Origin of the sequence: Dehalococcoides mccartyi 195, assembly GCF_000011905.1 — a bacterium.
GTDB classification, from domain to species: Bacteria; Chloroflexota; Dehalococcoidia; order Dehalococcoidales; family Dehalococcoidaceae; genus Dehalococcoides; species Dehalococcoides mccartyi.
The window spans coordinates 37212-60377 of the sequence record NC_002936.3 but is presented as its reverse complement, the minus strand read 5'-3'; the positions used below and the strand labels follow the sequence as shown (position 1 = coordinate 60377).

Annotated in this window: 16 protein-coding genes, 1 tRNA gene, 2 rRNA genes and 1 pseudogene; 4 read left to right on the top strand and 16 right to left on the bottom strand. The window is 51.0% G+C overall.

The features are described 5' to 3' along the window. Positions 1–50: 50 nt before the first annotated feature. The gene (locus DET_RS00330; protein ID WP_010935871.1) at positions 51–983 is read left to right on the top strand and encodes a hypothetical protein; all 933 of its coding nucleotides are present in this window, start codon (positions 51–53) and stop codon (positions 981–983) included. Continuing rightward, positions 938–2029 (top strand): annotated as a pseudogene (locus tag DET_RS08750) (recombinase family protein); the annotation flags it as partial. The gene DET_RS00330 and the pseudogene DET_RS08750, both read left to right, overlap by 46 nt. Before the next feature lie 491 nt (positions 2030–2520). Here DET_RS08750 and DET_RS00305 read toward each other — a convergent pair. From DET_RS00305 to holA, 15 genes are all read right to left on the bottom strand, one after another. Continuing rightward, positions 2521–2596 (bottom strand) — tRNA-Ala (locus tag DET_RS00305). 102 nt (positions 2597–2698) lie between these two features. Further along, on the bottom strand, positions 2699–4075 hold the full coding sequence (cysS, locus tag DET_RS00290; protein WP_010935869.1) for a cysteine--tRNA ligase: 1377 nt from the start codon (positions 4073–4075) through the stop codon (positions 2699–2701). 3 nt (positions 4076–4078) lie between these two features. Next, entirely contained in the window at positions 4079–4552 is a 474-nt protein-coding gene (gene ispF, locus DET_RS00285) for a 2-C-methyl-D-erythritol 2,4-cyclodiphosphate synthase (RefSeq protein WP_010935868.1), read from the bottom strand. A 5-nt stretch (positions 4553–4557) separates the two neighbouring features. Beyond that, positions 4558–5241 carry a 2-C-methyl-D-erythritol 4-phosphate cytidylyltransferase gene (locus DET_RS00280; protein ID WP_010935867.1) on the bottom strand — a complete coding sequence of 228 codons (684 nt, stop codon included), beginning with the start codon at positions 5239–5241 and terminating at the stop codon, positions 4558–4560. Then, positions 5228–6616, bottom strand: coding sequence for a DNA repair protein RadA (gene radA, locus DET_RS00275; protein WP_010935866.1), 1389 nt, complete (start codon positions 6614–6616; stop codon positions 5228–5230). The genes DET_RS00280 and radA overlap by 14 nt, the downstream gene beginning before the upstream one ends. Before the next feature lie 219 nt (positions 6617–6835). Beyond that, on the bottom strand, positions 6836–9310 hold the full coding sequence (locus DET_RS00270; RefSeq protein WP_010935865.1) for an ATP-dependent Clp protease ATP-binding subunit: 2475 nt from the start codon (positions 9308–9310) through the stop codon (positions 6836–6838). A gap of 180 nt (positions 9311–9490) precedes the next feature. Next, positions 9491–9608 (bottom strand): 5S ribosomal RNA (gene rrf, locus DET_RS00265). 100 nt (positions 9609–9708) lie between these two features. Further along, positions 9709–12659 (bottom strand): 23S ribosomal RNA (locus DET_RS00260). Positions 12660–12924: 265 nt separating this feature from the next. After that, on the bottom strand, positions 12925–14067 hold the full coding sequence (locus DET_RS00255) for an iron-containing alcohol dehydrogenase (RefSeq protein ID WP_010935863.1): 1143 nt from the start codon (positions 14065–14067) through the stop codon (positions 12925–12927). A 90-nt stretch (positions 14068–14157) separates the two neighbouring features. After that, on the bottom strand, positions 14158–15336 hold the full coding sequence (gene tgt, locus DET_RS00250; RefSeq protein WP_010935862.1) for a tRNA guanosine(34) transglycosylase Tgt: 1179 nt from the start codon (positions 15334–15336) through the stop codon (positions 14158–14160). 21 nt (positions 15337–15357) lie between these two features. After that, positions 15358–15765, bottom strand: coding sequence for a Holliday junction resolvase RuvX (ruvX, locus tag DET_RS00245; protein WP_080505011.1), 408 nt, complete (start codon positions 15763–15765; stop codon positions 15358–15360). A gap of 40 nt (positions 15766–15805) precedes the next feature. Beyond that, positions 15806–18421 (bottom strand): alanine--tRNA ligase, encoded by a 2616-nt coding sequence (gene alaS, locus DET_RS00240; protein ID WP_010935860.1) that lies wholly within the window; start codon positions 18419–18421, stop codon positions 15806–15808. Between the two features lie 115 nt (positions 18422–18536). Then, positions 18537–19547 (bottom strand): ROK family protein, encoded by a 1011-nt coding sequence (locus tag DET_RS00235; RefSeq protein ID WP_010935859.1) that lies wholly within the window; start codon positions 19545–19547, stop codon positions 18537–18539. Positions 19548–19580: 33 nt separating this feature from the next. After that, on the bottom strand, positions 19581–20192 hold the full coding sequence (locus DET_RS00230) for a VTT domain-containing protein (protein WP_010935858.1): 612 nt from the start codon (positions 20190–20192) through the stop codon (positions 19581–19583). A gap of 1 nt (position 20193) precedes the next feature. After that, positions 20194–21222, bottom strand: a complete 1029-nt coding sequence (gene holA / locus DET_RS00225; RefSeq protein ID WP_041223279.1) for a DNA polymerase III subunit delta — start codon at positions 21220–21222, stop codon at positions 20194–20196. Between the two features lie 129 nt (positions 21223–21351). Between holA and DET_RS00220 the strand changes: the two genes are divergently transcribed. Together DET_RS00220 and ychF are read left to right on the top strand one after the other, a co-directional pair. Continuing rightward, the gene (locus DET_RS00220) at positions 21352–21594 is read left to right on the top strand and encodes a hypothetical protein (protein WP_023651713.1); all 243 of its coding nucleotides are present in this window, start codon (positions 21352–21354) and stop codon (positions 21592–21594) included. 21 nt (positions 21595–21615) lie between these two features. Continuing rightward, positions 21616–22719: a redox-regulated ATPase YchF gene (ychF, locus tag DET_RS00210; protein WP_010935856.1), complete on the top strand. Its 1104-nt coding sequence runs from the start codon at positions 21616–21618 to the stop codon at positions 22717–22719. Here ychF and DET_RS00205 read toward each other — a convergent pair. After that, positions 22716–23162, bottom strand: coding sequence for a C-GCAxxG-C-C family protein (locus tag DET_RS00205; protein ID WP_010935855.1), 447 nt, complete (start codon positions 23160–23162; stop codon positions 22716–22718). The genes ychF and DET_RS00205 overlap by 4 nt on opposite strands. Between the last annotated feature and the right edge of the window lie 4 nt (positions 23163–23166).

Below are 23166 nucleotides of genomic sequence, written 5' to 3'. Positions count from 1 at the left end.
TGTTATAATGAATCACAGGCAGACTTATCAGGCTGTCAAGGGGGTAAAATATGCCAAGAAAAAAGGCTCCGTCTATTAAGGAAACCCGCGAATGGCTTGACTTATATGAGAGCGGCTGGTCAGAAGCCCATTTAGCCCAACGGAAAGGTAGGGATATCAGGACTATCCGCAAATATATAACCGAAGCTCAAGCGGAACGCCGTTTTGACCAAGCCGAACTTGAGGTACTAAAAACAGCACTGACCAAGCACCAAGAACAACTCCTTGCCACCTTAAACGAACTTGATGCGGCTATTGCCCTGCCGGAGCCCGATACCCGGTTTTATTTTGACCAAGATACTTATAAAATTGAATTTAATGCAGGGAAAGTAGTTGCCACGCAACCTGAGTCGTCCACAGATATTATCGTTAATTTAGAACTTGAAAACAGTCTTCTTTTCACCCTTGTTGAACAGCATTTAAACCATAACCTTACCTTCTTTTCATTAAAAGGTTGGAAAGCAGCATGCGAGAACTATATAAATAGGTGTATCTTCTTCCGAAAAGAATTAGTAGAAGGTATGGATAGAATGGGGAGAGAAGTAGGGATAGAAGTATGCGCAGAAGCAAGGGATGAGAAGGGTATTTTGCTTGATTTTATATGTAAAAACAGCTTTAAATTCATACTTCTAAATGATCGCACAATACTTGAAAAAGCAGTTGAAAGGTTACAAATTAATAAGAACCGGGGGGAAATAATAATAAAACCGGGTACCACTTTATTAAGCTGCCCAGGCGCTGAAGAGGCATGTCTGGAAGCAATAACCAAATTATTAAGCATCGATAATTTGAAAAAATTCACATACATACGGGAAGCCTATAAACAACTTGGAATGGAAACACAAACCCTTAAGAGAGATATTCAAACTCTGATTTTAACCAATTTTCTGCCAGGGGAATGCGATGTTTGCCGTCGCTTAAAAGGCCAAAGGAGCGGGAAATGAAAGTCGCACTTTACGCCAGGGTATCCAGCGAAGCTCAGGACGTAGAATTATCCATTGCCGCCCAGTTAAGGGCACTTAGGGATTATGCCGGAAAAAATAACTATCAGATTACTTATGAATTTATAGATGAGGCTGAAAGCGGGCGGACTGCCGCCAGACCTGAATTTAAACGGATGATAGCCATGTCCAAGTCATCCATACCACCTTTCGAAGCTATATTAGTCTGGAAACTTAATCGCTTTGCCCGTAACCGGGCTGACTCTATTACCTATAAACTACTGCTTCAGAAAAAGGGCATTAAAGTCATCTCCATAAACGAACCCCTTGACGATTCACCCACCGGCAAGCTGATGGAAGGAATAATAGAGTCTCTGGACGAATTTTATTCAGCCAACTTAGGGCAGGATATAAAGCGGGGAATGAAAGAAAATGCCCTCAGGGGATTTTATAACGGAAGCCAGCCGCCTTTAGGATATGAACTTGTAAAAGTGAAGGATGGCCCAAAGCAACGGAATAAACTTGCCCCCGAAGCGGATACCTCTCCGGGAGTTAAAACCGTAAGATACATATTTGCTCTGGCGGATAAAGGCAAGGGCTGTAAAGAAATAGCCAATATTCTCAACCGGGAAGAATATATAACTAAGGCAGGTAAACCCTGGGGCAGGACGACGGTTCATAAGATACTCTGCAATGAAGCCTATACAGGCACTCTGGTATGGGGAGCCAGACCCAGCCAAGGTCTGGCTAAAAATGAAGAGGCAGTGCGGTTAGAAAATGCCTGGCCGGGTATTATAGACAAGGAAACTTTCCAGCGTATCCAGCAGAGCATGGTCTCCCGCCAGCCTAAAAATACCCACCCCCGGACAGTACCCAGCCAGTACCTGTTAAGCGGAATGGCTTTTTGCTCCTGTGGTGCGGCTCTGACCGGGCACAGTGCCAAATCAGGCCAGTATGCGTACTATCAGTGTAACCGGAAGTTTAAACAGGGAAACGGGGTCTGTAACTGCCAGGCAATACCTAAAACAAAATTGGAATCAGCTGTTATTAAGCAAATAAAGTCCAAGGTATTAACCGAAGAAAATCTGGAGGAACTAGTAAAACAGGTCAATGAGGAACTTGAATCAACTTCCAGCCATCATAAGGAAAAGCTGGCCGTTTTGGATGCCGAACTGGATGATATCAGACAGAGGTTAAACCGCCTGTATGAGGCTATTGAAAGCGGCAAGTTAAATTATGACGATCTGGCGCCCCGGATAAGAGAGCTTAGGGAACGGCAGTCTAAACTTGAAAAGTCCAGGGTATTAGCTGAAGCTGAGATGGTAGCTGATAGTGACGACAATTTTAATCTTGGGATGGTTAAAGCCTATGCAAATGACCTTAAACAGCTGCTTAACGAATCGGAGATAACCGACTGCAAGACTTTCTTAAAGACTTTTGTTAAGAAGATTGAAACAGATAGCCGTAATGTGAGCTTGAAATATACCCTGCCGCTACCGGGAACTAACAGAAGAAGGGAAGTTCTACCTATTGATACCTTTGGTGGAGCCGGAGGGATTCGAACCCTCTACCTTTTGACTGCCAGTCAAACGTTCTCCCAAGTGAACTACGGCCCCAGCAACAGATAGATAATCTATCACAAATGGACACCAAGTGCAACTTTTTTTAGCTTTACAGCGAAACCGCAGAGTCAATAGTTATACTGAAATCTTCGGCGATTACTTGGTTTTTATTTTCCATATAGTGCCGCCGGCAGAGTCTTCCAGAAGTATCCCGGCTGCATCCAGGCTGGTACGGATTTTGTCTGCCAGCTGGTACTGCTTTGCCAGACGCAGGTCTTTTCTGAGTTCTATCAGCATATCTATAAAAGGCGCGGCATCTGCACTAGTCGTAGGCTCCGCGATTATCAGGCTAAGTCCAAGTATACCAGCCAGCTCTTTAAACAGTTCTTGCCCTTGTGTGCTTTTGCCACCCTCTGCTTCAATGCGGTTTAGCTCACGTCCAAGGTCAAATATAGTAGCCAGAGCGGCTGAGGTGTTAAAGTCATTGTCCATATACTGGGTAAACCGCTCACGGTATGTTTTAACATCTACATTTATTTCTTGTAACCGGGGATTATCCTGTCTGGCGGCTGTCTGGCGCAGGCGTTCCGCCCCTTTTTCGGCTGCTTCCAGAGCTTCTTCAGAGTAAGTAAGCGGATTACGGTAGCTGGAGCTGAGTACAAAGATACGCAGGGCATCAGCCGAATAGCGGCTGAGGGCTTCTTTTATGGTGACCAGATTACCCAGCGACTTGCTCATTTTCTCTTCGCCAAGCTTGAGAAGACCGTTATGCAGCCAGTATTTGACAAAGGGTTTGACCCCGCTGAAACATTCGGACTGAGCGATTTCGTTTTCATGGTGGGGGAAAATAAGGTCCTGCCCGCCGCCGTGTATATCTATCTGCTCTCCCAGATAACGCAGAGACATGGCCGAACACTCAATATGCCAGCCGGGGCGTCCCAATCCCCAGGGGCTTTCCCAGGAAGGCTCTCCCGGCTTGGTAGCCTTCCAAAGGGCAAAGTCCATTGGGTATTCTTTTTCTTCGCCCGGCTCTATGCGGGCACCGGCCATCATCTGCTCCAGAGTGCGGTGGGACAGTTTGCCGTAGCCTTCCACCTTCTGCACCCGCAGGTAGACACTGCCGCCTGCCTCGTATGCATAGCCCTTTTCTATAAGGCCGGAGACCATTTCTATTATCTTGGGTACTTCCTGGGTGGCCCGCGGGTAGTAGTCCGCCGGGGTTATGTTGAGTGCGGCCATGGCATCCAGAAATACCCCGATATTTCTTTCGGCCAGAGTAGACGGCTCTATGCCCTGAGCGTTGGCTTTGGCAATTATTTTGTCATCTATATCCGTGAAATTCTGGATATATTTTACCCGGTAGCCTTTGTAGCTGAGGTAACGGCGGATTACGTCAAAATTTATATAGCTCATGGCATGGCCGATATGCGGCTCTGACTGCGGGGTTATGCCGCAGACATACATTTTTACCTTGCCATCTTCCAGAGGGACAAATTCTTCCAGCTTGCCGGATAAAGTGTTATATATTTTCATAGTCTATTTTTCGTCTACGAGGGCCACTGCCCAGGCTGCCATGCCCTCCTCGCGGCCTACAAAGCCGAGTTGCTCCGAGGTGCTGGCTTTTATCCCTACCCGCCCCGGGTCTATGCCCATGGCCTTGGCAAGGTGTTTACGCATGGTATCTACATGGCCGCGTAGCTTTGGTTCCTCCGCTACTATAACTGAATCTACGTTTATTATCCCGAAACCTTTTTCAGCCAGCAAGGCTGTTACCTGCTCAAGGAGTTTAAGTGAAGATATGCCCTTGAACTTAGGGTCACCCGGCGGGAAGTAAAGCCCTATATCCCCCAGTGCCGCCGCCCCCAGAAGCGAATCCATAATGGCGTGGGTAAGCACGTCCGCATCACTCCAGCCGATAAGCCCGCACTCAAAGGGTATTTCCACCCCGCCCAGCACCAGCTTCTGCCCCGGTGCCAGACGATGTACATCATAACCGTTTCCAATACGCATTATGCTCACCGTCCTTTCTTCAGCAGTATTTCTGCCATAAGCAGGTCTTCGGGTGTGGTTATCTTTATATTAGCATATGCGCCGGAGAATATCTTGACCGGGAGCTTCAGCTTTTCTACCAGTTGGGCATCATCAGTGGCGGTTATGCCCACCCTGCGGTAGGCTTTCTGGATAATGTCTGCCCTAAATACCTGAGGCGTCTGGACAGATATCAGTTTTTCCCTAGGCAGGGTCTTTTCCACCAGCCCTTCTGGGGATATTTCCTTGACGGTGTCTTTGAGGGGTACGGCCGCAACGGCCGAACCGCAGAGTTTGGCCGCTTCCAGCCCTTCGGGTATGGAGACAGGGTCAAGCAGAGGGCGCGCCCCGTCATGAATAAGCACCCAGCCGCAATCACACAAGGCAGTCAGCCCTGAAGAAACGGAGTCCTGACGGAGTTCGCCGCCGGAGCATATAGCAATTACCTTGCTGAAATTATATTCTTTGACCAGTTCTTTAGCTTTTTTAAGATTGTGTTCGGATACCACCAGGGCAATATCATCTATCTCCGGGGACTGCTGAAAAACCGAAAGGGTGTGAGCCAAAACAGGTTTACCCGAAAGCCGGGCAAATATTTTGTCCTGCCCGCCCATCCGGCGGCTCTGGCCGGCAGCTACAATAACTGCCCCGACTTTTTCATTCAAAAACATCTTCGGTCTCCGTTTTTACCCCGGTAAGTGCCAGCTTCACCGCCTCTTTGACAGTTGAAACCGGAATTATCTGGATATTATGTACATTGTGGCAGTTAGCACCGGCCGGTACTAAAGCCCTCTTAAAACCCAGACGGCTGGCCTCGGAAAGACGCCTTTCCAGATGGGGAATAGTCCGCAGTTCACCAGAAAGACCAATCTCCCCAAGAGCAATGGTTTCTGGGCAGACGCCGGTATCCCGGTAACTGGAAGCAATGGCCAGAGCTATAGCTAAATCTGCGGCCGGCTCATCCAGACGGATACCGCCGGTAGCGTTGACTATTATGTCCTGGGTACCTAAACGCATGGACAGGCGTTTGGAGAGGACAGCGGCTATCATAAGGGTACGGTTAAAATCCACCCCGTTGGCGGTGCGGCGGGGCTGGCCGAAACTGGTGGTATTGGTAAGTGCCTGCACTTCAACCAGCAGCGGGCGGCTGCCCTCCAGCACAGCGGTTACAGCCGAGCCGACCGTATTTGCCTGGCGGTTTGATAAAAATATCTGGGAAGGGTTGGCTACTTCTACCAGACCCTCACTTTTCATTTCAAATATACCCACTTCGTTGGTAGAACCGAAACGGTTTTTTACCGAACGCACTAAACGGTAAGCACTCTGGGACTCTCCCTCAAAGTACATAACCACATCTACTATATGTTCCAGTATACGCGGCCCGGCTATGTTTCCCTCTTTGGTAACATGGGCGGTTATAAATACGCTGGCTCCGCTGCTTTTAGCCCACTGCATCAGGCGGAGGGCTGACTCACGCACCTGATTTATAGCACCGGGTGCGGCTTCAAGCTCCGGCAGAAATACAGTCTGGATAGAGTCAATAACGACCAGTAACGGGCAGAGGACTGAAAGCTGGGCTAAAATGGCATTAAGGTCAGTCTCAGCCATAAGAAAAAGCCCTTCGCCGCTGATACCCAGGCGTTGGGCGCGCATTTTTATCTGGGCGGGGTTTTCTTCCCCGGATACATATACTACCTTGCCGCCGCTTTGGGCTACCGAAGCCGCCACCTGAAGAAGCAGAGTGGATTTGCCGATGCCCGGTTCACCCCCTAAAAGCATAAGCGAACCCGGCACTATGCCGCCGCCTAAAACCCGGTTAAACTCCGAAATGGATAAACTCCGCCGGGTGGTTTCGGATGCCTGTAAACTGGAAAGCTCTGCCGCCGGGCTGATAACCCGGGCAGGTTCATTTTTACGCCCTATGGGCGAAACAACCGTTTTTTCTTCAAAAGTATTCCACTCCTGACAGGCGGGGCAGCGGCCCAGCCATTTCAGGCTCTCACGCCCGCAGTTGGAACAAACATAAACTCTACGGCTTTTTTCCATATACCAAAGACTACACAATTTAATCCGCTAACGCAAGGATATACTGATGCCCAAAACGGCGTCAGATGTTGCGACTAAGATATGATTCAAAGTACACGCCACCTTGCGTTTTCCCCTGCATCGTAAAGGCGTTTCCGCCCTGACCTCGTGTTCTGACCAAATAAAAAGGGGAGTTTTTAAAACTCCCCTTAAAACAACCAGTTATACCCTGCCCCGCCTTTATGAAGTGGCCTGGCTAAGTTCGGCCGGCTCTGCCAGACGGACAATTATTTCGTCTTCGGCAGTATCCACTATCACTTTATCCCCGGCTTCAAATTTAGCCCGCAGCAGGTCCTCGGACAGCCTGTCCTCCAGCATGGTCTGGATAGTGCGGCGCAGCGGCCTTGCACCATAAACCTCGTCATAACCCTTCTTGCCCAGCAAGTCTTTGGCAGAGTCAGTCACTTCAAGCCCGATACCCTTTTCAGACATCTGCTTGATAACACTCTTAAGCATCAGGTCAACAATACTGCGAATCTGCTCTTTATTAAGTGAGTGGAAGACCACCACACTGTCAATACGGTTCAGGAACTCCGGGCGGAAGCTCTTCTTAAGCTCACCCAGCAGCTTGTCTTTCATATGCTCAAAGTTGGTCTGCTGAGCCTTTGATTCATCTGTCTGGGTAGCAAAACCGATAGTTCCGCTGCCCTTGCGGATAAGCTCCGCCCCGATGTTTGAGGTCATAATAATAATGGTATTCCGAAAGTCCACCCGTCTGCCCTTGGTATCTGTCAGGTGGCCGTCATCAAATATCTGCAGAAGAATATTGAAAACGTCAGGATGAGCTTTTTCTATTTCGTCCAGCAGTATCAGGCAATAAGACTTGCGGCGAACAGCTTCAGTCAACTGGCCGCCCTCGTCATAGCCCACATATCCGGGGGGCGCACCCACCAGACGGGATACGGCAAACTTTTCCATAAATTCGGACATATCCAGCCGCACTAAAGCGTCTTCTGAACCGAACATAAACTGGGCAAGCGCCCGTGCCAGCTCGGTTTTACCTACGCCGGTGGGCCCCAGGAAGACAAAGTTGCCGATGGGATGGCGGGGATCTTTAAGACCTGCCCGTGCCCGTCTGACAGCCTTGGATATGGTAACAATGGCCTCTTCCTGGCCGATAATCCGCTCATGCAGGGCTTCTTCCATATGTAAAAGACGTTCGGTTTCGTCACCGGTAAGCTGTACCAGCGGCACACCCGTCCACATGCTGACTACCTGGGCAATATCTTCTTCGCCCACCACCGGCTTATCCATGGCCTGTTCGTTCTGCCATTCGTCTTCCATGCGGCGTATCTTTTCAGCTATCTGAAGCTCACGCTCACGCAATTCGGAGGCATAATCATACTGCTGGGTAGCCAAAGCGGCTTCTTTATCCCGGCGGTAGCTGTCTTCTATGGCTTTCATCTCTTTCAAAGAGACCGGCTTGGTGCGTTTCTTTATCCGCACCCGTGAAGCGGCTTCATCAACTAAATCTATAGCCTTATCCGGCAAAAAGCGGTCAGGTATATATCTGGCAGCCATATTGGCGGCAGCGACAATAGCTTCTTCGCTGATGATAAGCTTATGATGCTCTTCGTAGCGCTCTTTTATGCCCCGAAGTATACTCAGGGTATCTTCTATGGCCGGTTCTTCCACCAGCACCGGCTGGAAACGCCGCTCAAATGCGGCATCCCGCTCAACATATTTGCGGAAGTCATCCAGGGTGGTTGCCCCTATTACCTGTACCTCACCTCTGGCCAGCGAAGGCTTGAGGATATTGGCGGCATCTACCGCACCCTCGGCGGCACCGGCACCCACCATGGTATGGAATTCGTCTATAAACAGGATTATATTACCTGCGGTTTTAATCTCTTCAATAACTTTCTTGAGCCGTTCTTCAAATTCACCCCGGTATTTAGTACCGGCTACCAGTGAGGCCACGTCCAGCGAAATTATATGTTTCTGTTCCAGAGTTTCCGGCACGTCACCCGAAACAATCCGCTGGGCCAGCCCCTCCACAATGGAGGTTTTGCCGACACCGGGTTCGCCGATAAGGGCAGGGTTATTTTTGGTACGGCGGGAAAGAATCTGGACAACCCGCTCTATTTCTTTGGCACGCCCGATAACCGGGTCAAGTTTGCCGGTTCTGGCAGCGGCCGTCAGGTCAAAGCCCAGCTGGTCAAGCTGGGGAGTGCGGCTGGGAGTTGCCCGGCCGGCTTTAGGTTTATTTAAGCCCTGATTCAAAATACGCCCTACTTCGGTGCGTACCTTTTCAACAGTAACCCCGAAACTCTCAAGGACACCGGCAGCCGCCCCTTCGCCTTCACGCAGTAAACCTAAAAGCAGGTGTTCAGTGCCGATATAGTTGTGACCCAGATTCCGGGCCTCATCAATGCCCAGTTCTATTACCTTTTTGGCTCTGGAGGTAAGACCAGTTTCAGAGGTGGCCGGGTGTTCGCCCCGCCCCAGTATAAACTCAACAGCCGAACGTACCTTGGCCAGGTTTACGTCCATATTCACCAGTACGCGGGCGGCCACGCCTTCTTCTTCCCTAACCAGCCCCAGCAGAATATGCTCAGTGCCGATATAGTTATGGTTAAGGCTTTGGGCTTCCTCCTGTGCATAGGTAAGAACCCGGCGCGCTCTTTCAGAAAATTTATCAAATCTGCTAGACATAATTTTTTTACTTTCACTAGGTTAGTAATCTTATTATAGCTCAGCTAAAAAGAAAGTGTAAAGCAAACAGGGGGTATCAGCTTTGAAATAAAAAAAAGGCCCTCGACAGGCCTTGTTTTTAATGGGTGCAGCGAGGGGGAAAATGGAGCCTGCTTTCAAGTGAATAAAAAAGCAAAGCTCCCCGGGCAGTGGCATATTTTCCACAAGGAGTTGCCTCCTAAGTATCGTCTGCGCTGGGGCGTTTCACGACCGTGTTCGGGACGGGAACGGGTGGTACCACCCCGCTCTAACCACCGGGGGAGCGGATGCACGCTATTAATTCACTTGTTAACTTTAATCCAAGCGATATTTGTTTACACTATATTAACTGAATACATGGGTTTATATCAATTCAGAAACAGGTCAAGCCCTCGACCATTAGTACTGCTCAGCTTAATACGTTACCGTACTTACACATGCAGCCTATCAAGCAGGTAGTCTACCTGCGGTCTTACCCCCGGTTGCCCGGGATGGGAGATCTAATCTTGAGGCCGGCTTCGCACTTAGATGCTTTCAGCGCTTATCCAAACCAGACTTGGCTACTCAGCAATGCCCTTGGCAGAACAACTGACACACCATTGGTCTGTCCTTCCAGGTCCTCTCGTACTATGGAAAGACCCTCTCAAATCTCCAGACGCCCACGACGGATAGAGACCGACCTGTCTCACGACGGTCTGAACCCAGCTCGCGTGCCGCTTTAACCGGCGAACAGCCGGACCCTTGGGACCTACTCCAGCCCCAGGATGCGACGAGCCGACATAGAGGTGCCAAACCTTGCCGTCGATGTGAACTCTTGGGCAAGATAAGCCTGTTATCCCCGGGGTAGCTTTTATCCGATAAGCCACGGCCCTTCCACTCAGTGCCGTAGGATCACTTTGCCCGACTTTCGTCCCTGCTCGACTTGTATGTCTCGCAGTCAAGCTCCCTTATGCCAATGCACTCTTAGGGTGATTTCCATCCACCCTGAGGGAACCTTTGGGCGCCTCCGTTACAATTTAGGAGGCGACCGCCCCAGTCAAACTATCCACCAGCCACTGTCCTCTAGCTTGTTCTAGAGTTAGAGGCTAGATCCATCAAGAGTGGTATTTCAACGTTGGCTCCACCAAGGCTAGCGCCCTGGCTTCTCAGCCTCCCACCTATCCTACACATGATGAACCCAGACTCAATGGCAAGTTATAGTAAAGCTCCACGGGGTCTTTTTGTCCAGTCGCGGGAAACCCGCATCTTCACGGGTAATTCAATTTCACCGAGTCCCTCGTTAAGACAGCGCTCAAGTTGTTATACCTTTCGTGCGGGTCGGAACTTACCCGACAAGGGATTTCGCTACCTTAGGACCGTTATAGTTACGGCCGCCGTTCACTGGGGCTTCGGTTCAGAGCTTTGGTTGCCCTAACTCCTCCCCTTAACCTTCCAGCACTGGGCAGGTGTCAGCCCCTATACTTCAGCTTTCGCTTTTGCAGAGACCTGTGTCTTTGTTAAACAGTCACTCGAGCCACTTTATTGTAACCCTCTCGCGAGGGCACCCCTTCTCCCGAAGTTACGGGGCTAGATTGCCGAGTTCCTTAACGAGGGTTATCTCGATCACCTTGGGACATTTACCCCCACCTACCAGTGTCGGTTTGCGGTACGGTCACCATTGCTTCAACAGTAACGAGGCTTTTCTCGACAGCTTGGACTCAACCAGATTGGCTTGGATCTCTCCGCACCTTCCACTGAACTTCAACTTAACTCCAGAACGGATTTGCCTATTCTGAAACGTCTAGGGTTCAGCGACACGCCATGTCCAATGGGCATGCCTGATCTATCCTCCTGTGTCCCCCCTTTACCTCCACAACGGTGGTGCAGGAATAATAACCTGCTGTCCATCGCTCTACGCCTTTCGGCCTCGGCTTAGGTCCGACTAACCCTACGCGGATTAACCTTGCGTAGGAAACCTTAGGTTTACGGTGGGCGTGTTTCTCACACGCCTTGCGCTACTCATTCCGACATTCTCACTTCCCTAAGCTCCACAGTTGTTTACACTCCTGCTTCACTGCCGAGGGAACGCTCCTCTACCATCTACCATATAGGTAGATCCATAGCTTCGGTGACAGGCTTAAGCCCCGTTGGATTGTCGGCGCAACACCACTCAACCAGTGAGCTATTACGCACTCTTTAAAGGGTGGCTGCTTCTAAGCCAACCTACTGGATGTCTAGGCAATGCTACTTCCTTTCCCACTTAGCCTGCGCTTAGGGACCTTAGCTGATGGTCTGGGCTGTTTCCCTTTTGACTATGGAGCTTAGCCCCCATAGTCTCACTCCCAGGCTTTGATTAATGGCATTCGATGTTTGGTTAGAGTTGACAGGATCTCTCCCACCTAGTCTATCCAGTGCACTACCTCCATTAATGAACGCCTGAGGCTGCACCTAAATGCATTTCGAGGAGAACCAGCTATCCCCGGGTTCGTTTGGCATATAACCGCTATCCACAGCTCATCCAACAACTTTGCCACGTTGACTGGTTCGGGCCTCCGCGAAGTATTACCTTCACTTCACCCTGGCCATGGATAGATCACCCGGCTTCGGGTCTACTCAGTACAACTAAAACGCCCTATTCAGACTCGCTTTCGCTTCGGCTGCGCAACTTAATTGCTTAACCAGCTGCACTGAGTAACTCGTCGGATAATTCTTCAATAGTCACGCCATCAGAGCTTACGCTCCTCTGACTGCTTGTAGGCACACGGTTTCAGTTCTATTTCACTCCCCTCTCGGGGTGCTTTTCACCTTTCCCTCACGGTACTAGTTCACTATCGGTCATCAAGAGTATTTAGCCTTGCCATGTGGTCACGGCGGATTCCCACGAGATTCCACGAGTCTCGTGGTACTCAAGAAAGAATCAGAAGCCTACACCCTTTAATTTACGGGACTCTCACCCTCTGTGGTTGCCCGTTCCAGGGACCTTCTAATAGGGTTAGGTTTGTAACTTCTCGGTTTGCTCTGCACAAACCAGATTCTTCTTTCAACCCCTTGTAAACATAGGTCACAGAACCACTAAGATTACAAGGTTTGGGCTCATCCCCGTTCGCTCGCCGCTACTAGGAGAATAATTTCTTTTCCTCGGGGTACTGAGATGTTTCACTTCCCCCACTTACCTCTACCCAGCCTATGTGTTGAGCTGGAAGTACCCAGGTTTTGCCTGAGCGGGTTGCCCCATTCGGAAATCCCCGGCTAAGCTTGTTAGACAGCTGACCGAGGCTTATCGCAGTCTTACCACGTCCTTCATCGGCTCTTGATACCAAGGCATCCACCATGTGCCCTTACCTGCTTGACCTGCTTCGGAATTGATATTAACCCGTAGTATTCAGTTTTTAAAGTGCGTAACAAATATAAAGCGGCTTGGTAACATTACCAAGCCGCGAGCTTGGATTCACCTTAAACTAATTTTTATGTAGCTATTTTTATCATTTATCTCTCTGCCTCATTCAGAGGCAAAGGGTATTATATCCCATTGCTTTAGCCGCTGTCAAGGGCGGCCCCACGTTCAGCGGGAAAAACCTTGGAGATTTTTTCAGATTTTTAAGCTGTGTAAAAGGCGCTTAATTAAAAGCATCAGAGTATAGACTTGCAGCCACCCTCTTGTCAAGGAGACCGGGATGGTTTTTCACCCAGGGTGACATCACGATTGCCGCCGCCGCCATTTCATCAATTTTAGCTTCGGAAACCCCCAGCTCTTTCAGGCTGAAACCCATATTATTTTTTTTGAGCCAGTTTTCAACTGCTGCTATCCCGTCTGTCTGCCCGAATACTTTTTCCCCCAGCATTTCTATACGGTGCCGCCGCACCGGGTAAAGGTTTCTCATGTAAGCCGGCAAAAGGGCAGCCAAACCGTCAGCGTGAGCAATGTCATAGTAACCGCTTAAGGCATGCTCCAAGCCGTGCATGGTCATGCCGCCGCTTCTGCCGCCCAGTGACATAAACTGGGAACAGGCAATAGTTGAAAGCCAGCTAAGCTGGGTGCGGGCCTGAAGGTCATGCGGGGTCTTAACCGCTTTGGGTAAATATTCTGTTACCAGCCGCATGGCCAGTTCAGCCATTCCGTCCCGCAGGGGAGCATCATCTGCGGCGGTCAGATAAGGTTCTGCCAGATGGCAGAATATATCTACTCCGCCCTGGGCTGTTTGGCGGGAAGGCAGGCTGAGGGTCAGCAGGGGGTCTACCAGAGATACTTTGGGCTGAAGACGGCTATCCGAAATAACCCTTTTTTCATGCTTTTCCCAGTTGGAAATAACCGCATTCCCGTTTGCCTCCGAGCCGCTGGCGGCAACGGTGGGTATCATAATAAGAGGCAGAAAATCACCCTCAGGGTACTCTCCCTGTTTTATGTAATCCCAAACAGGTCCTTCACAGGCCAGCCCGAAAGCAATGGCCTTGGCGGCATCCATAGCGCTTCCGCCGCCCAAAGCAATAATCAGGTCTATCCCTTTCTCTCTGGCTAAGGCAATAGCCTCATCTACCGTAGACGAACGGGGGTTGGGCTCTACCCTGTCAAACAGGGTGGTTTGAATACAGGCCTCTTTCAGCAAAAATGCGGCCCGTTCCAGTATGCCTAAACGGCGTACCGAATTTTTACCGGTGACCAGCAAAGCGTGCCTGCCCAGCAGTGAAGCTTCGTGATTAAGGCTGCTTATGCTGCCCACCCCGAAGATAATGCGGGTGGATAGCTCAAATGTTGTTATCATAAAAATATAATAACAGAAAACAGCACTGTTAAAACAGCCCCCTGACCTCCCGTTTTTTATCCCTGCCGCAAGACAGCCGCCAGATAATATCTAGGAAGAGGTTTCGCCGCTGCGGGCGGAGAGCCATTTCTGTTTCTGCTCAATACGGACAGATTCGTTGGTAGGCTGATAGCGGGTCAGGAAATCCCCTTTAAACTCTTCAAAACAGTCTTTTTCAATAGAAGTACGAACTTCCTGCATAAGGTTGCTCAGGAAGGCAATGTTATGTATAGTAGCCAGCCGGTAGGCCAGTATTTCTTCACAGCGGAACAGGTGATGCAGGTAGGCCGCCGAATAATTGCGGCAGGTATAGCAGTTACACTCCGGGTCAACCGGCCCTTTTTGGGTGGCAAAAGAGGCATTGCGAATATTAAGCCTGCCCAGGCGGCTGAAAAAAGCCCCGTTGCGGGCCACTCTGGTAGGCAGTACACAGTCAAATATATCTACCCCGCAGCTTACCCCTTCCAGCAAATCTTCCGGCGCACCCACCCCCATCAGGTAGCGGGGCTTGTTTTCGGGCAGAAACCGCAGGGTATGGCGGACTGTTTCAAAGGTAATATCCTTAGGCTCACCTAACGAAAGCCCGCCCAGGGCATAACCGGGGAAATCCAGCGAAGCCAGATATTCGGCAGACTGTTGCCTGAGTACGGGGGAAAGCCCCCCCTGAACAATGGCAAAAAGGTGCTGGCTTTTCAGGGTATGGGCGGCAAGACAGCGTTTTGCCCACTGGTGGGTGCGTTCCATAGCCGCCAAAACCTCATTCTCGGAGGCTTCGGAATGGGGACATTCGTCCAGCACCATGGCAATATCCGAACCCAAATCCTGCTGGAAGCTGACCGCATCTTCGGGGGTAATGTAACGGGTGCTGCCGTCTATATGGGAACGGAAACTGACCCCGCCCTCATCCAGCTTTCGCAGATTGGCCAGTGAAAATATCTGATAGCCACCGCTGTCAGTCAGGATAACCCCGTCCCAGTTCATAAATTTATGCAGTCCCCCCATCTCTTTAACCACGGGTATGCCGGGGCGGAGATACAGGTGATAGGTATTAGAGAGTATCATATTTACGTTTACAGATTTCAGGTCTTCGGGGGTAAGGGTTTTTACAGTGGCCTGGCTGCCTACCGGGCAGAACACAGGCGTCTCCACCTGGCCATGGGCTGTGAGCAGCTGGCCGCGGCGGGCAGAACTGCGGGGACTGGTTTTATTTAATATAAAGGATTTATCCAAAAGTGTATGCTCCTTGAATATTTAAGGCTGGAAGCAGGGCGGATTAGTCTCGTCCAGATAATCCTGCAAAATAACTGCGGCCGCGGCCGCATCATCCCGGACAGTTTTATTGTTTTTGCCGCTGTCATTCATTTTGCGGCGGGCTTCGTCTGTGGAAAAGCGTTCATCCCGGAAAATAATTTCGGTATTTAAACTCTGTGAGAGCAGCCCGCTGAAGGCTTTTACCTTTTCCGCCTGAGGCCCGATAGTCCCGTTCAGAGATACCGGCAAGCCGATAACAAGCAAATCCGGCTGGTGGGTTTTGACTAAAGCTTCAATGTTTTCCACTGTTTTTGCATCATCGTCACGCCGGAGGATAACCAAAGGCGAAGCCAGTATCCGCAAGGGGTCGCTCAAAGCCACCCCTATCCACTTGTCACCCACGTCCAGAGCCAGTATACGGCCTATTTTAGCCCTCCGCAGCAGTTCTTTATAGCATTCCCTTTACAGCCTGCAGGGCTTCGTCCAGTTTGGCTTTGTCACGCCCGCCGCCCTGAGCCATATTCGGCTTGCCGCCGCCGCCGCCGCCGGCTATCTGGGAAAGTTTTTTGACTATATTGCCGGCATGATAACCTTTCTCAATAAGGTCCGGCGTTACCATGCACAGGAAAAAGGGCTTGTCCTCGCTAACCGTACCCAGCACTATTATCCCGCTGCCCAGCTTGTCCCGCAGGAAATCAGCCGTTTCATGCAGGGTATCCGCATTGACCGAAGTCATGCGGCTGACCAGCAGTTTAATCCCTTTATAATCTTCAGCTTTGGAAAGCAGCTCTTCCGCCTCTCCGCGGGACATCTGGCGTTCCAGATTCTGGACTGTTTTCTTAAGCGTATCTATCTCTTCTTTAAGTTCAGCCAGTTTACGGGGAGATTCCTCAGGCGCAGCTTCCAGCATACCCGAAAGCTCGGATAAACTGTCCTGCTGAAGGTTAATATAAGCCTCGGCCTCACGCCCGGTTACGGCTTCAATCCGCCGAAGGCCTGCCCCCACACTGCTTTCACTGACTATTTTAAACAGGCTTATTTCGCCGCTGGCACTCACATGGGTACCGCCGCAGAGTTCGGCTGAAACAGCCGGACGCCCCACCCTAAGCACCCGCACCCTGTCACCGTATTTTTCCCCGAAAAGGGCGGTTACCCCCTCTTCCAGGGCATGGCGGTAGGGCATTTCCTCGGCATAAACCGGCAGGTTGCGGCGGATTTTGTCATTTACAAATTCCTCTGCCCGGCGGATTTCATCTTTGGTCATGGGTTTCAAATGGGAAAAATCAAAGCGGAGGCGCTCAGGCGTAACTACCGAACCCCTTTGCTGAACCTGCTCACCCAGCACCTGTCTGAGGGCTGTCTGGAGTATATGGGTGGCGGTATGATTACGGGCAATATCCCGCCTGCGTTCTTCGTCAATATGGGCAGCGGCGGTTTCAGCTATTTTCAGGCAGCCGCTTATTACCCGCCCCTGATGCAGAAAAACCCCGTTAGGCAGGTGAAGGGTATTTTTAACTTCAAAACGCCCGCCGCCGGTTATAATCTCACCGGTATCACCCACCTGTCCGCCCATCTCGGCATAAAAAGGGCTTTCATCCAGCACTATACTGGCCTCATCACCCTCTTCTATGCTGTCCACACTGCCGCCTTCGGTCAGGATATCCATAATAGTTGATTTCTGGCGGGTAAGTTCGTAACCCACAAAACAGGTCTTTTCCCCATGGCGCATATTCTTGACTGCCTCGGCAGTAGCCGCCGCATCAAAACTGAACTTGCGGCTGGAACGGGCTTTGGTACGCTGGACTTCCATTTCGGCTTCAAACCCGCCAAGGTCTACACTTAAGCCCCTTTCAGCGGCTATTTCGGTGGTCATCTCCACCGGGAAACCGTAAGTGTCATATAGTTTAAAGGCATCCTGCCCGGAAATCTGCCCGCCCTTGGTCTGGCGGACTATTTCTTCCAGAAGCTCAAGCCCGGTAGCCAGCGTCTCCGAAAAACGGGCTTCCTCACTGGCTATCATCTCCAGCACATATGCCTGGCGTTTGTTAAGTTCGGGGTAAATGCCGCTCATGCGGGCAATAACAGCCCCGGCCATGTCCACCAGAAAGGGTTTCTCCAGGCCCAGCCTGCGCCCGAAAAGGACTGCCCGCCGAAGCAGGCGGCGAAGCACATACCCCCGCCCCGCCTTATCCGGGATAACCCCGTCTGCAATCAGAAAAGTAATGCCCCGGCTGTGTTCGGATACTATCCGCAAAGCCTTATCAGTTTCGGCATCAATCCCGTACTGCCTGCCCGAAAGCTGGCAGGCTTTTTCTATAACGGGGGCAAATATATCGGTTTCATATACGTTTTTCCTGAACTGCATCAGGATAGTCAAGCGTTCCAACCCCATCCCGGTGTCAATGCTGGGGGCAGGCAGATTCTGGCGTTTGCCGCTTTTATCCTGATTAAACTGGACAAATACCAGATTCCATATTTCACAAAAACGGCCGCACTTGCAGGAGGGATTGCAATCAGCCTTGCCGCAGCCCATTTCCTGCCCGAAATCATAGTGGATTTCACTGCACGGGCCGCAGGGGCCTGAATCCCCGGCCGGACCCCAGAAGTTATCAGCCGCACCCAGCCGGACTATCCGCCCTTCGGGTACTCCCTGTTCCTTCCAGAGGGCAATAGCCTCGTCATCATCCAGATAAACTGTCACCCAGAGTTTTTCGGCAGGTATATTAAGCCTTTGGGTCACATATTCCCAGGCCCAGGCAATAGCCTCTTTTTTAAAGTAATTGCCGATACTGAAATTGCCCAGCATTTCAAACATGGTCAGGTGGCTGGCATCCCCCACGGATTCAATATCGGTAGTGCGGAAACACTTCTGGCAGGAAGTCATACGCGAGTTTTCCGGCTTGGCCACCCCCAGATAATAGGGTTTAAACTGCACCATGCCGGCGGTAGTTAAAAGAAGGGTGGGGTCATTGTGGGGTATCAGGGAAGAGCTGGCAATCCTTTTATGCCCCTTCTCCTCAAAAAATTTCAGATAATTTTCGCGTAATTCATCACTGCTAAACAAAGCCGCACCTGCCATTTCAAGATAGATAAGATAAATACGATTTTAGTTTAAGCCCGTTATACTGTCAATTTTAATAAAGAGACAGGGGGTCTTCTATATTATATATAACACCCGTTCAGCCCTGAGAAGGTTTACCCCCGCCCCCCAGGCAGCCGTAGGCATAAAGTGCCGCCCCGGTCACCCCGGCATTATCCCCCAGAAACGAAGCAACCAGCCGGACATCATCCCCCGCCAGACGGAAAGCCCGTTTGAAAAGCATTTTGCGGGCAGGCTCAATAAAAATCTCCCCCAGTTTGGAAACCCCACCCCCCAGTATAATAAGCTCAGGGTTAAATATATTGGCAATACCGGCCAGACCTATTCCCAAATATTCGCCTGCCCGGCGGATAACCCCCTGGCACAGCCTGTCACCTTCGGAAGCCGCCCGGCCGATATCCTCAGCCGTCAAAGCGGAGTAATCCGCCTTAAACCGCTCTGAAAGCAGGGAAAACTCACCCCCGGCAAGTTCGGCCTGAACCCTGCGGACAATAGCCGTACCCGAAGCCAGCGTTTCCAGACAGCCCACATTGCCGCAGACATCTTCAGTGCCGTTTATATCCAGACACATATGCCCTATTTCACCGGCACAGCCGCTCTGCCCCAGATAAAGCTCATCATTTATAATAATACCGCCCCCGATACCGGTAGAGACCGTCAGGTAAACCAGGTTTTTAACCCCCCGCCCCGCTCCCAGTTTGTGTTCGGCCAAAGCGGCGGCCGAGGCATCATTTATAAGGAATGTTTTAAGATAACGCTCTGCCAGCATATCCCGAAGGGGTACATCCCGCCAGACGGGCAGATGGGGAGACTGGGTAACCAGTCCGTTTGGCATATCTATACCCCCGGCTACCGCCGCAGACAGGGCCTCAAACTGGGAGATACAAAGGTTGTTACGCTCAAGCAGGCGCTCAAGCACCCGGCAGATATTCTCAAATACACCCTCCGCCCCGTTCCGGGCGCAGGTAGGCTCCTGTTCCCAGGCCACCACCCGTCCGTCATGGGTCACTACCGCCGAGCGGATTTTACTGCCGCCTATATCCAGGCACAAACAGGGCTTAAGTATGGCCTCTAAATTACTCCGGTTCACAAAGCCCCCTTACTTTTAAAGCTAAACAAGCACCTAGCTCTTCAGGAAAGGCAGCCAGTCTATCAGGCCTATTCCGGCATACACCATCACAATATACTTGGGGAATTTACCCAGAAAAAGGGCTGGCAAAAACTTGTGGACAGGCATGCGTGCCAACCCGGCAATAAGCCCGCCCACATCAAAAGGCACTACCGGCTGGGCAGCCAGAAAGGCAATTGCCCAAGCCCCGTATTTTTGTATCCAGCTTTCCACCCGGCTGTAACCCACCAGCCCTTCGGGAATAGCCAGTTTCTTGCCCAGACGGCCGGCAAAATAACCGCTCATTTCACCCAGACTGCCGCCCAAAGCACCAAACAGGGCTACCATCACCGGGTTAAAATTGGTAGCGGCCGCAACCATTATGGAAATGGCAAAGGGCACCGGGGCTATTACGGTAGCGTTGGCCAGTATAGACATAACAAAAACTAGCACATAGGTCAGCCAGGCATATTCATCAAGAGGTACTTCCAGATTGTCCACCAGCGAATTCAGCCCCCAGGCCAGCAGAAAGCTGAGTGCTATAAGAGCCCCGAAGGTCAGCAGCAGACTGCCCCAGTTTACGGCTTTCAACTGTTCTTTCAGTGACTGTTTTCGTTTTTCTTCCAAGCTATTTTCTCCCGCAAAGTTCGGCAACCAGCAAACCCATGGCCAGCTCCGGTTCAAAGCGGCCGGTTTTTATATTAAAATCTGTTTCCAGCAGTTTGGAATAAATAGCTTTAAGGCTGTCCATGTTCTGGCAGGCCGCCTGAGAGGCTGTTTTCCTAAGGGCGTACTCAGAGCCGCCCATAGCTTTAAAAATCTCGGCCTCTTTCAGCCCCCGCTTTTTAAGGGCGGTATAACGCACCATCAGCCGCAGCTGGCGTACCAGCATAAACAGCAAAAAACCGGGTGACCCGCCGCCGGCAGTAAAAGCCGCCAGAGACTGCTGGGCGTCTTTAACCTTGCGGTCCAGTACGGCATCCACCAAACCGAATATATTTACTTCCTGGGAATAACCCACCATATTTTCAACATCGGCTTCCTCCACCGCCCGCCCCTGGGCATACAAGCCCAGTTTCTCAATCTCGGAGGAAAGCGCCCACAAGTCCGCCCCCACAAAACGGGCCAGCAGACGGGCTGCCGGAACAGACATCTGGATAGAAGACTGTTTGGCACGCTGCATTACCCAGCCGGGCAGGTTCTGGGCAGAAAGGGGTGCAAAGTGCTTTACCTCAGCACCGGGGCTTACCAGCTTAAAAAGGGGGTTTGAGGCCAAAGCGGATACTTTTTCTTTTTCACGGTAATCACCGTCTTTAGCGGTGGTATAGTCCAGAAGCACCGCCAGGGTTGTGGGAGGCAGATTAGACAGCGCCCGGGCAAATTCATCCGGGCTGTTTTTGTCTGCCTTATCTTTGGCGGCGGCTTTACCTTTTGAGCCTTCAAACCTCTCCAGCAGGCCGTTTACCATAACCAGCCGGGCAGGGGCTAAAAAGGGAATAGTCTGGACATAGTTTTGAAGTTCGGCAGCCGTCAGGTTTTTGCCCTCCAGCATGGTGGTATTGGCAGAGGACAAAGACTCATCACCCAAAGCCAGTTTTATCTGCTTCAGGCGTTCTTTCAGGGAAAAATCATCACTGCCGGTAAAAATATACAGCAAATTTAACAGCCACCTTCGGCTGATATTGTAGCATAACGAAACGGGCGCGTAACCTTTGAAGTTTAGTGCAAAAATGCCTGGCAGTATGTTACAATCTGCCCGTAAGCTGCACTTGGAGGATTTGAAACAATGCCCGAAGAAGTTGTAATGCCCTACGAACTCCGCAAACATATTGCCATTGCCAATGATATGGAAATAGCCCCTGAAATAAGGGAACAGACCATTAAACATATTGCCCGCTTTGGTTCCTACGAGGCTCTCTGCGCCCTGCTGGACATTGCCTGCAATACCAAGGCAAGCTACGGTGAACGTGACCTGGCCTTGAAGGTATCCCGGGACGTACTTAAAAACAGCCGCAAGAACGATATCTAGGAGCAAAAGCGAAAGTAATATATGGCAGTAACAATAGGTATAATAGGTCTGGCTAAAAGCGGCCGCACCACCATTTTCAACGCCGCCACCCGCAGTAACGCCGCCACCGGCTCTTATTCACAGAGCAGTTCGGCTAACGTAGGCATAGTGAAAGTGCCTGATGCCCGTTTGACCCCGCTGGAGGAGATGTTTCACCCCAAGAAACTCACCCCGGCCGAAATAAAGTATTTTGACGTGGGCGCTTCCCTTAAGGGCGGCACCAAAGACAGCTCTTTTTCAGGTGAGCTTTTGACCCAGCTGCAAAACGTGGATGCCCTGCTGAATGTTATTAGGGCATTTGAAGATACCGCCATTCCCCTGCCCGCCGGCGGCCTGAACGCAGAGCGTGACCTGACCACCATGAATGCTGAGCTTATTTTTTCAGACCTGACCATTATTGAAAAAAGGCTTAACCGCATTGGCAGCCAGATGAAGGGTGCCAAACCCCCCGAAAGAGCCGCTCTGGAGCGGGAAAAAGAGCTCATGGCCAGAATCAAAGAGGCCATGGAGAAAGATATCCCCGCCCGTGATATTGAACTGGACGAAGAAGAAGCCAAAATACTCTCCGGATACCAGTTTCTGAGCAGCAAACCGGTGCTTATGGTAATAAATATAGGCGAAGATGACCTGCCCAAAGCCGCCGAAATGGAGGCCGAACTCAACGGCCGCTACGGAGGCAAAAACTACCGGGTGATTGTAATGTGCGGCAAACTGGAAGCCGAGCTGATAAACATGGACGAGGCCGAAGCCGCCGAGTTCCGCTCCAGCTACGGGCTTAAAGAGACCGGGCTGGACCGCACCATAAGGGCTTCGTATGAGCTTTTAGATCTTATATCTTTCTTTACCGTAGGCCCTGACGAAGTGCGCGCCTGGACTATTACCCGCGGGACTATAGCCCAGAAAGCCGCCGGTAAAATCCACTCTGATATAGAGCGGGGGTTTATACGGGCGGAAATTGTCCACGTAAATGACCTGCTTGCGGCCGGTTCACTGGCAGAGGTCAGGAAACGCGGCCAGCTGAGGCTGGAAGGCAAAACCTATCTAGTGCAGGACGGGGATACCGCCAACTTCCTGTTTAATGTCTAAGCCTGCTCTATAAGGGCGGAAAGCATTTGCGCCCCGCTGTAAACCAGGTTTGAACAAAGGCCTTCACGGAGGCCTTTTTCTTTTACCAGCTTTGCCCCCTCCGGAGTGCCTATATTGCACTTGATAAGTTCACGGCAGGCCGTTGCCCCGAAGCGGGTTTCAAACTGCTTTATATATTCACGTCCCAGGCGGTTGCACTTTTCTCTGGCCGCCTTATCTTCAGCCGAAGTCTGCCCGAATTTCAGCCCTATTACCATCAGCCCGCCGCTGATTACCCCGCAGCTGTCTCCCCGCCCCGCCATGCCCCCGCCGAAAGCAGAAGCCAGTTTAAAAGCTGTCCCGGTTTCAATACCCAGAGACGGGGCAAAAGCACCTAAAATAGACTGGGCGCAGTTAAAACCCTGCTCATGCAGGCTCTGGGCTGAAACGGCTGTATCACTCATGGGT

Coding starts and splice junctions, on each gene's coding strand:
- ychF (WP_010935856.1), top strand. CDS start 21,616: ATGGCAGTAACAATAGGTATAATAGGTCTGGCTAAAAGCGGCCGCACC.
- DET_RS00205 (WP_010935855.1), bottom strand. CDS start 23,162: ATGAGTGATACAGCCGTTTCAGCCCAGAGCCTGCATGAGCAGGGTTTT.
- radA (WP_010935866.1), bottom strand. CDS start 6,616: ATGGAAAAAAGCCGTAGAGTTTATGTTTGTTCCAACTGCGGGCGTGAG.
- cysS (WP_010935869.1), bottom strand. CDS start 4,075: ATGAAAATATATAACACTTTATCCGGCAAGCTGGAAGAATTTGTCCCT.
- DET_RS00280 (WP_010935867.1), bottom strand. CDS start 5,241: ATGTTTTTGAATGAAAAAGTCGGGGCAGTTATTGTAGCTGCCGGCCAG.
- DET_RS00220 (WP_023651713.1), top strand. CDS start 21,352: ATGCCCGAAGAAGTTGTAATGCCCTACGAACTCCGCAAACATATTGCC.
- DET_RS00270 (WP_010935865.1), bottom strand. CDS start 9,310: ATGTCTAGCAGATTTGATAAATTTTCTGAAAGAGCGCGCCGGGTTCTT.
- DET_RS00330 (WP_010935871.1), top strand. CDS start 51: ATGCCAAGAAAAAAGGCTCCGTCTATTAAGGAAACCCGCGAATGGCTT.
- DET_RS00255 (WP_010935863.1), bottom strand. CDS start 14,067: ATGATAACAACATTTGAGCTATCCACCCGCATTATCTTCGGGGTGGGC.
- ispF (WP_010935868.1), bottom strand. CDS start 4,552: ATGCGTATTGGAAACGGTTATGATGTACATCGTCTGGCACCGGGGCAG.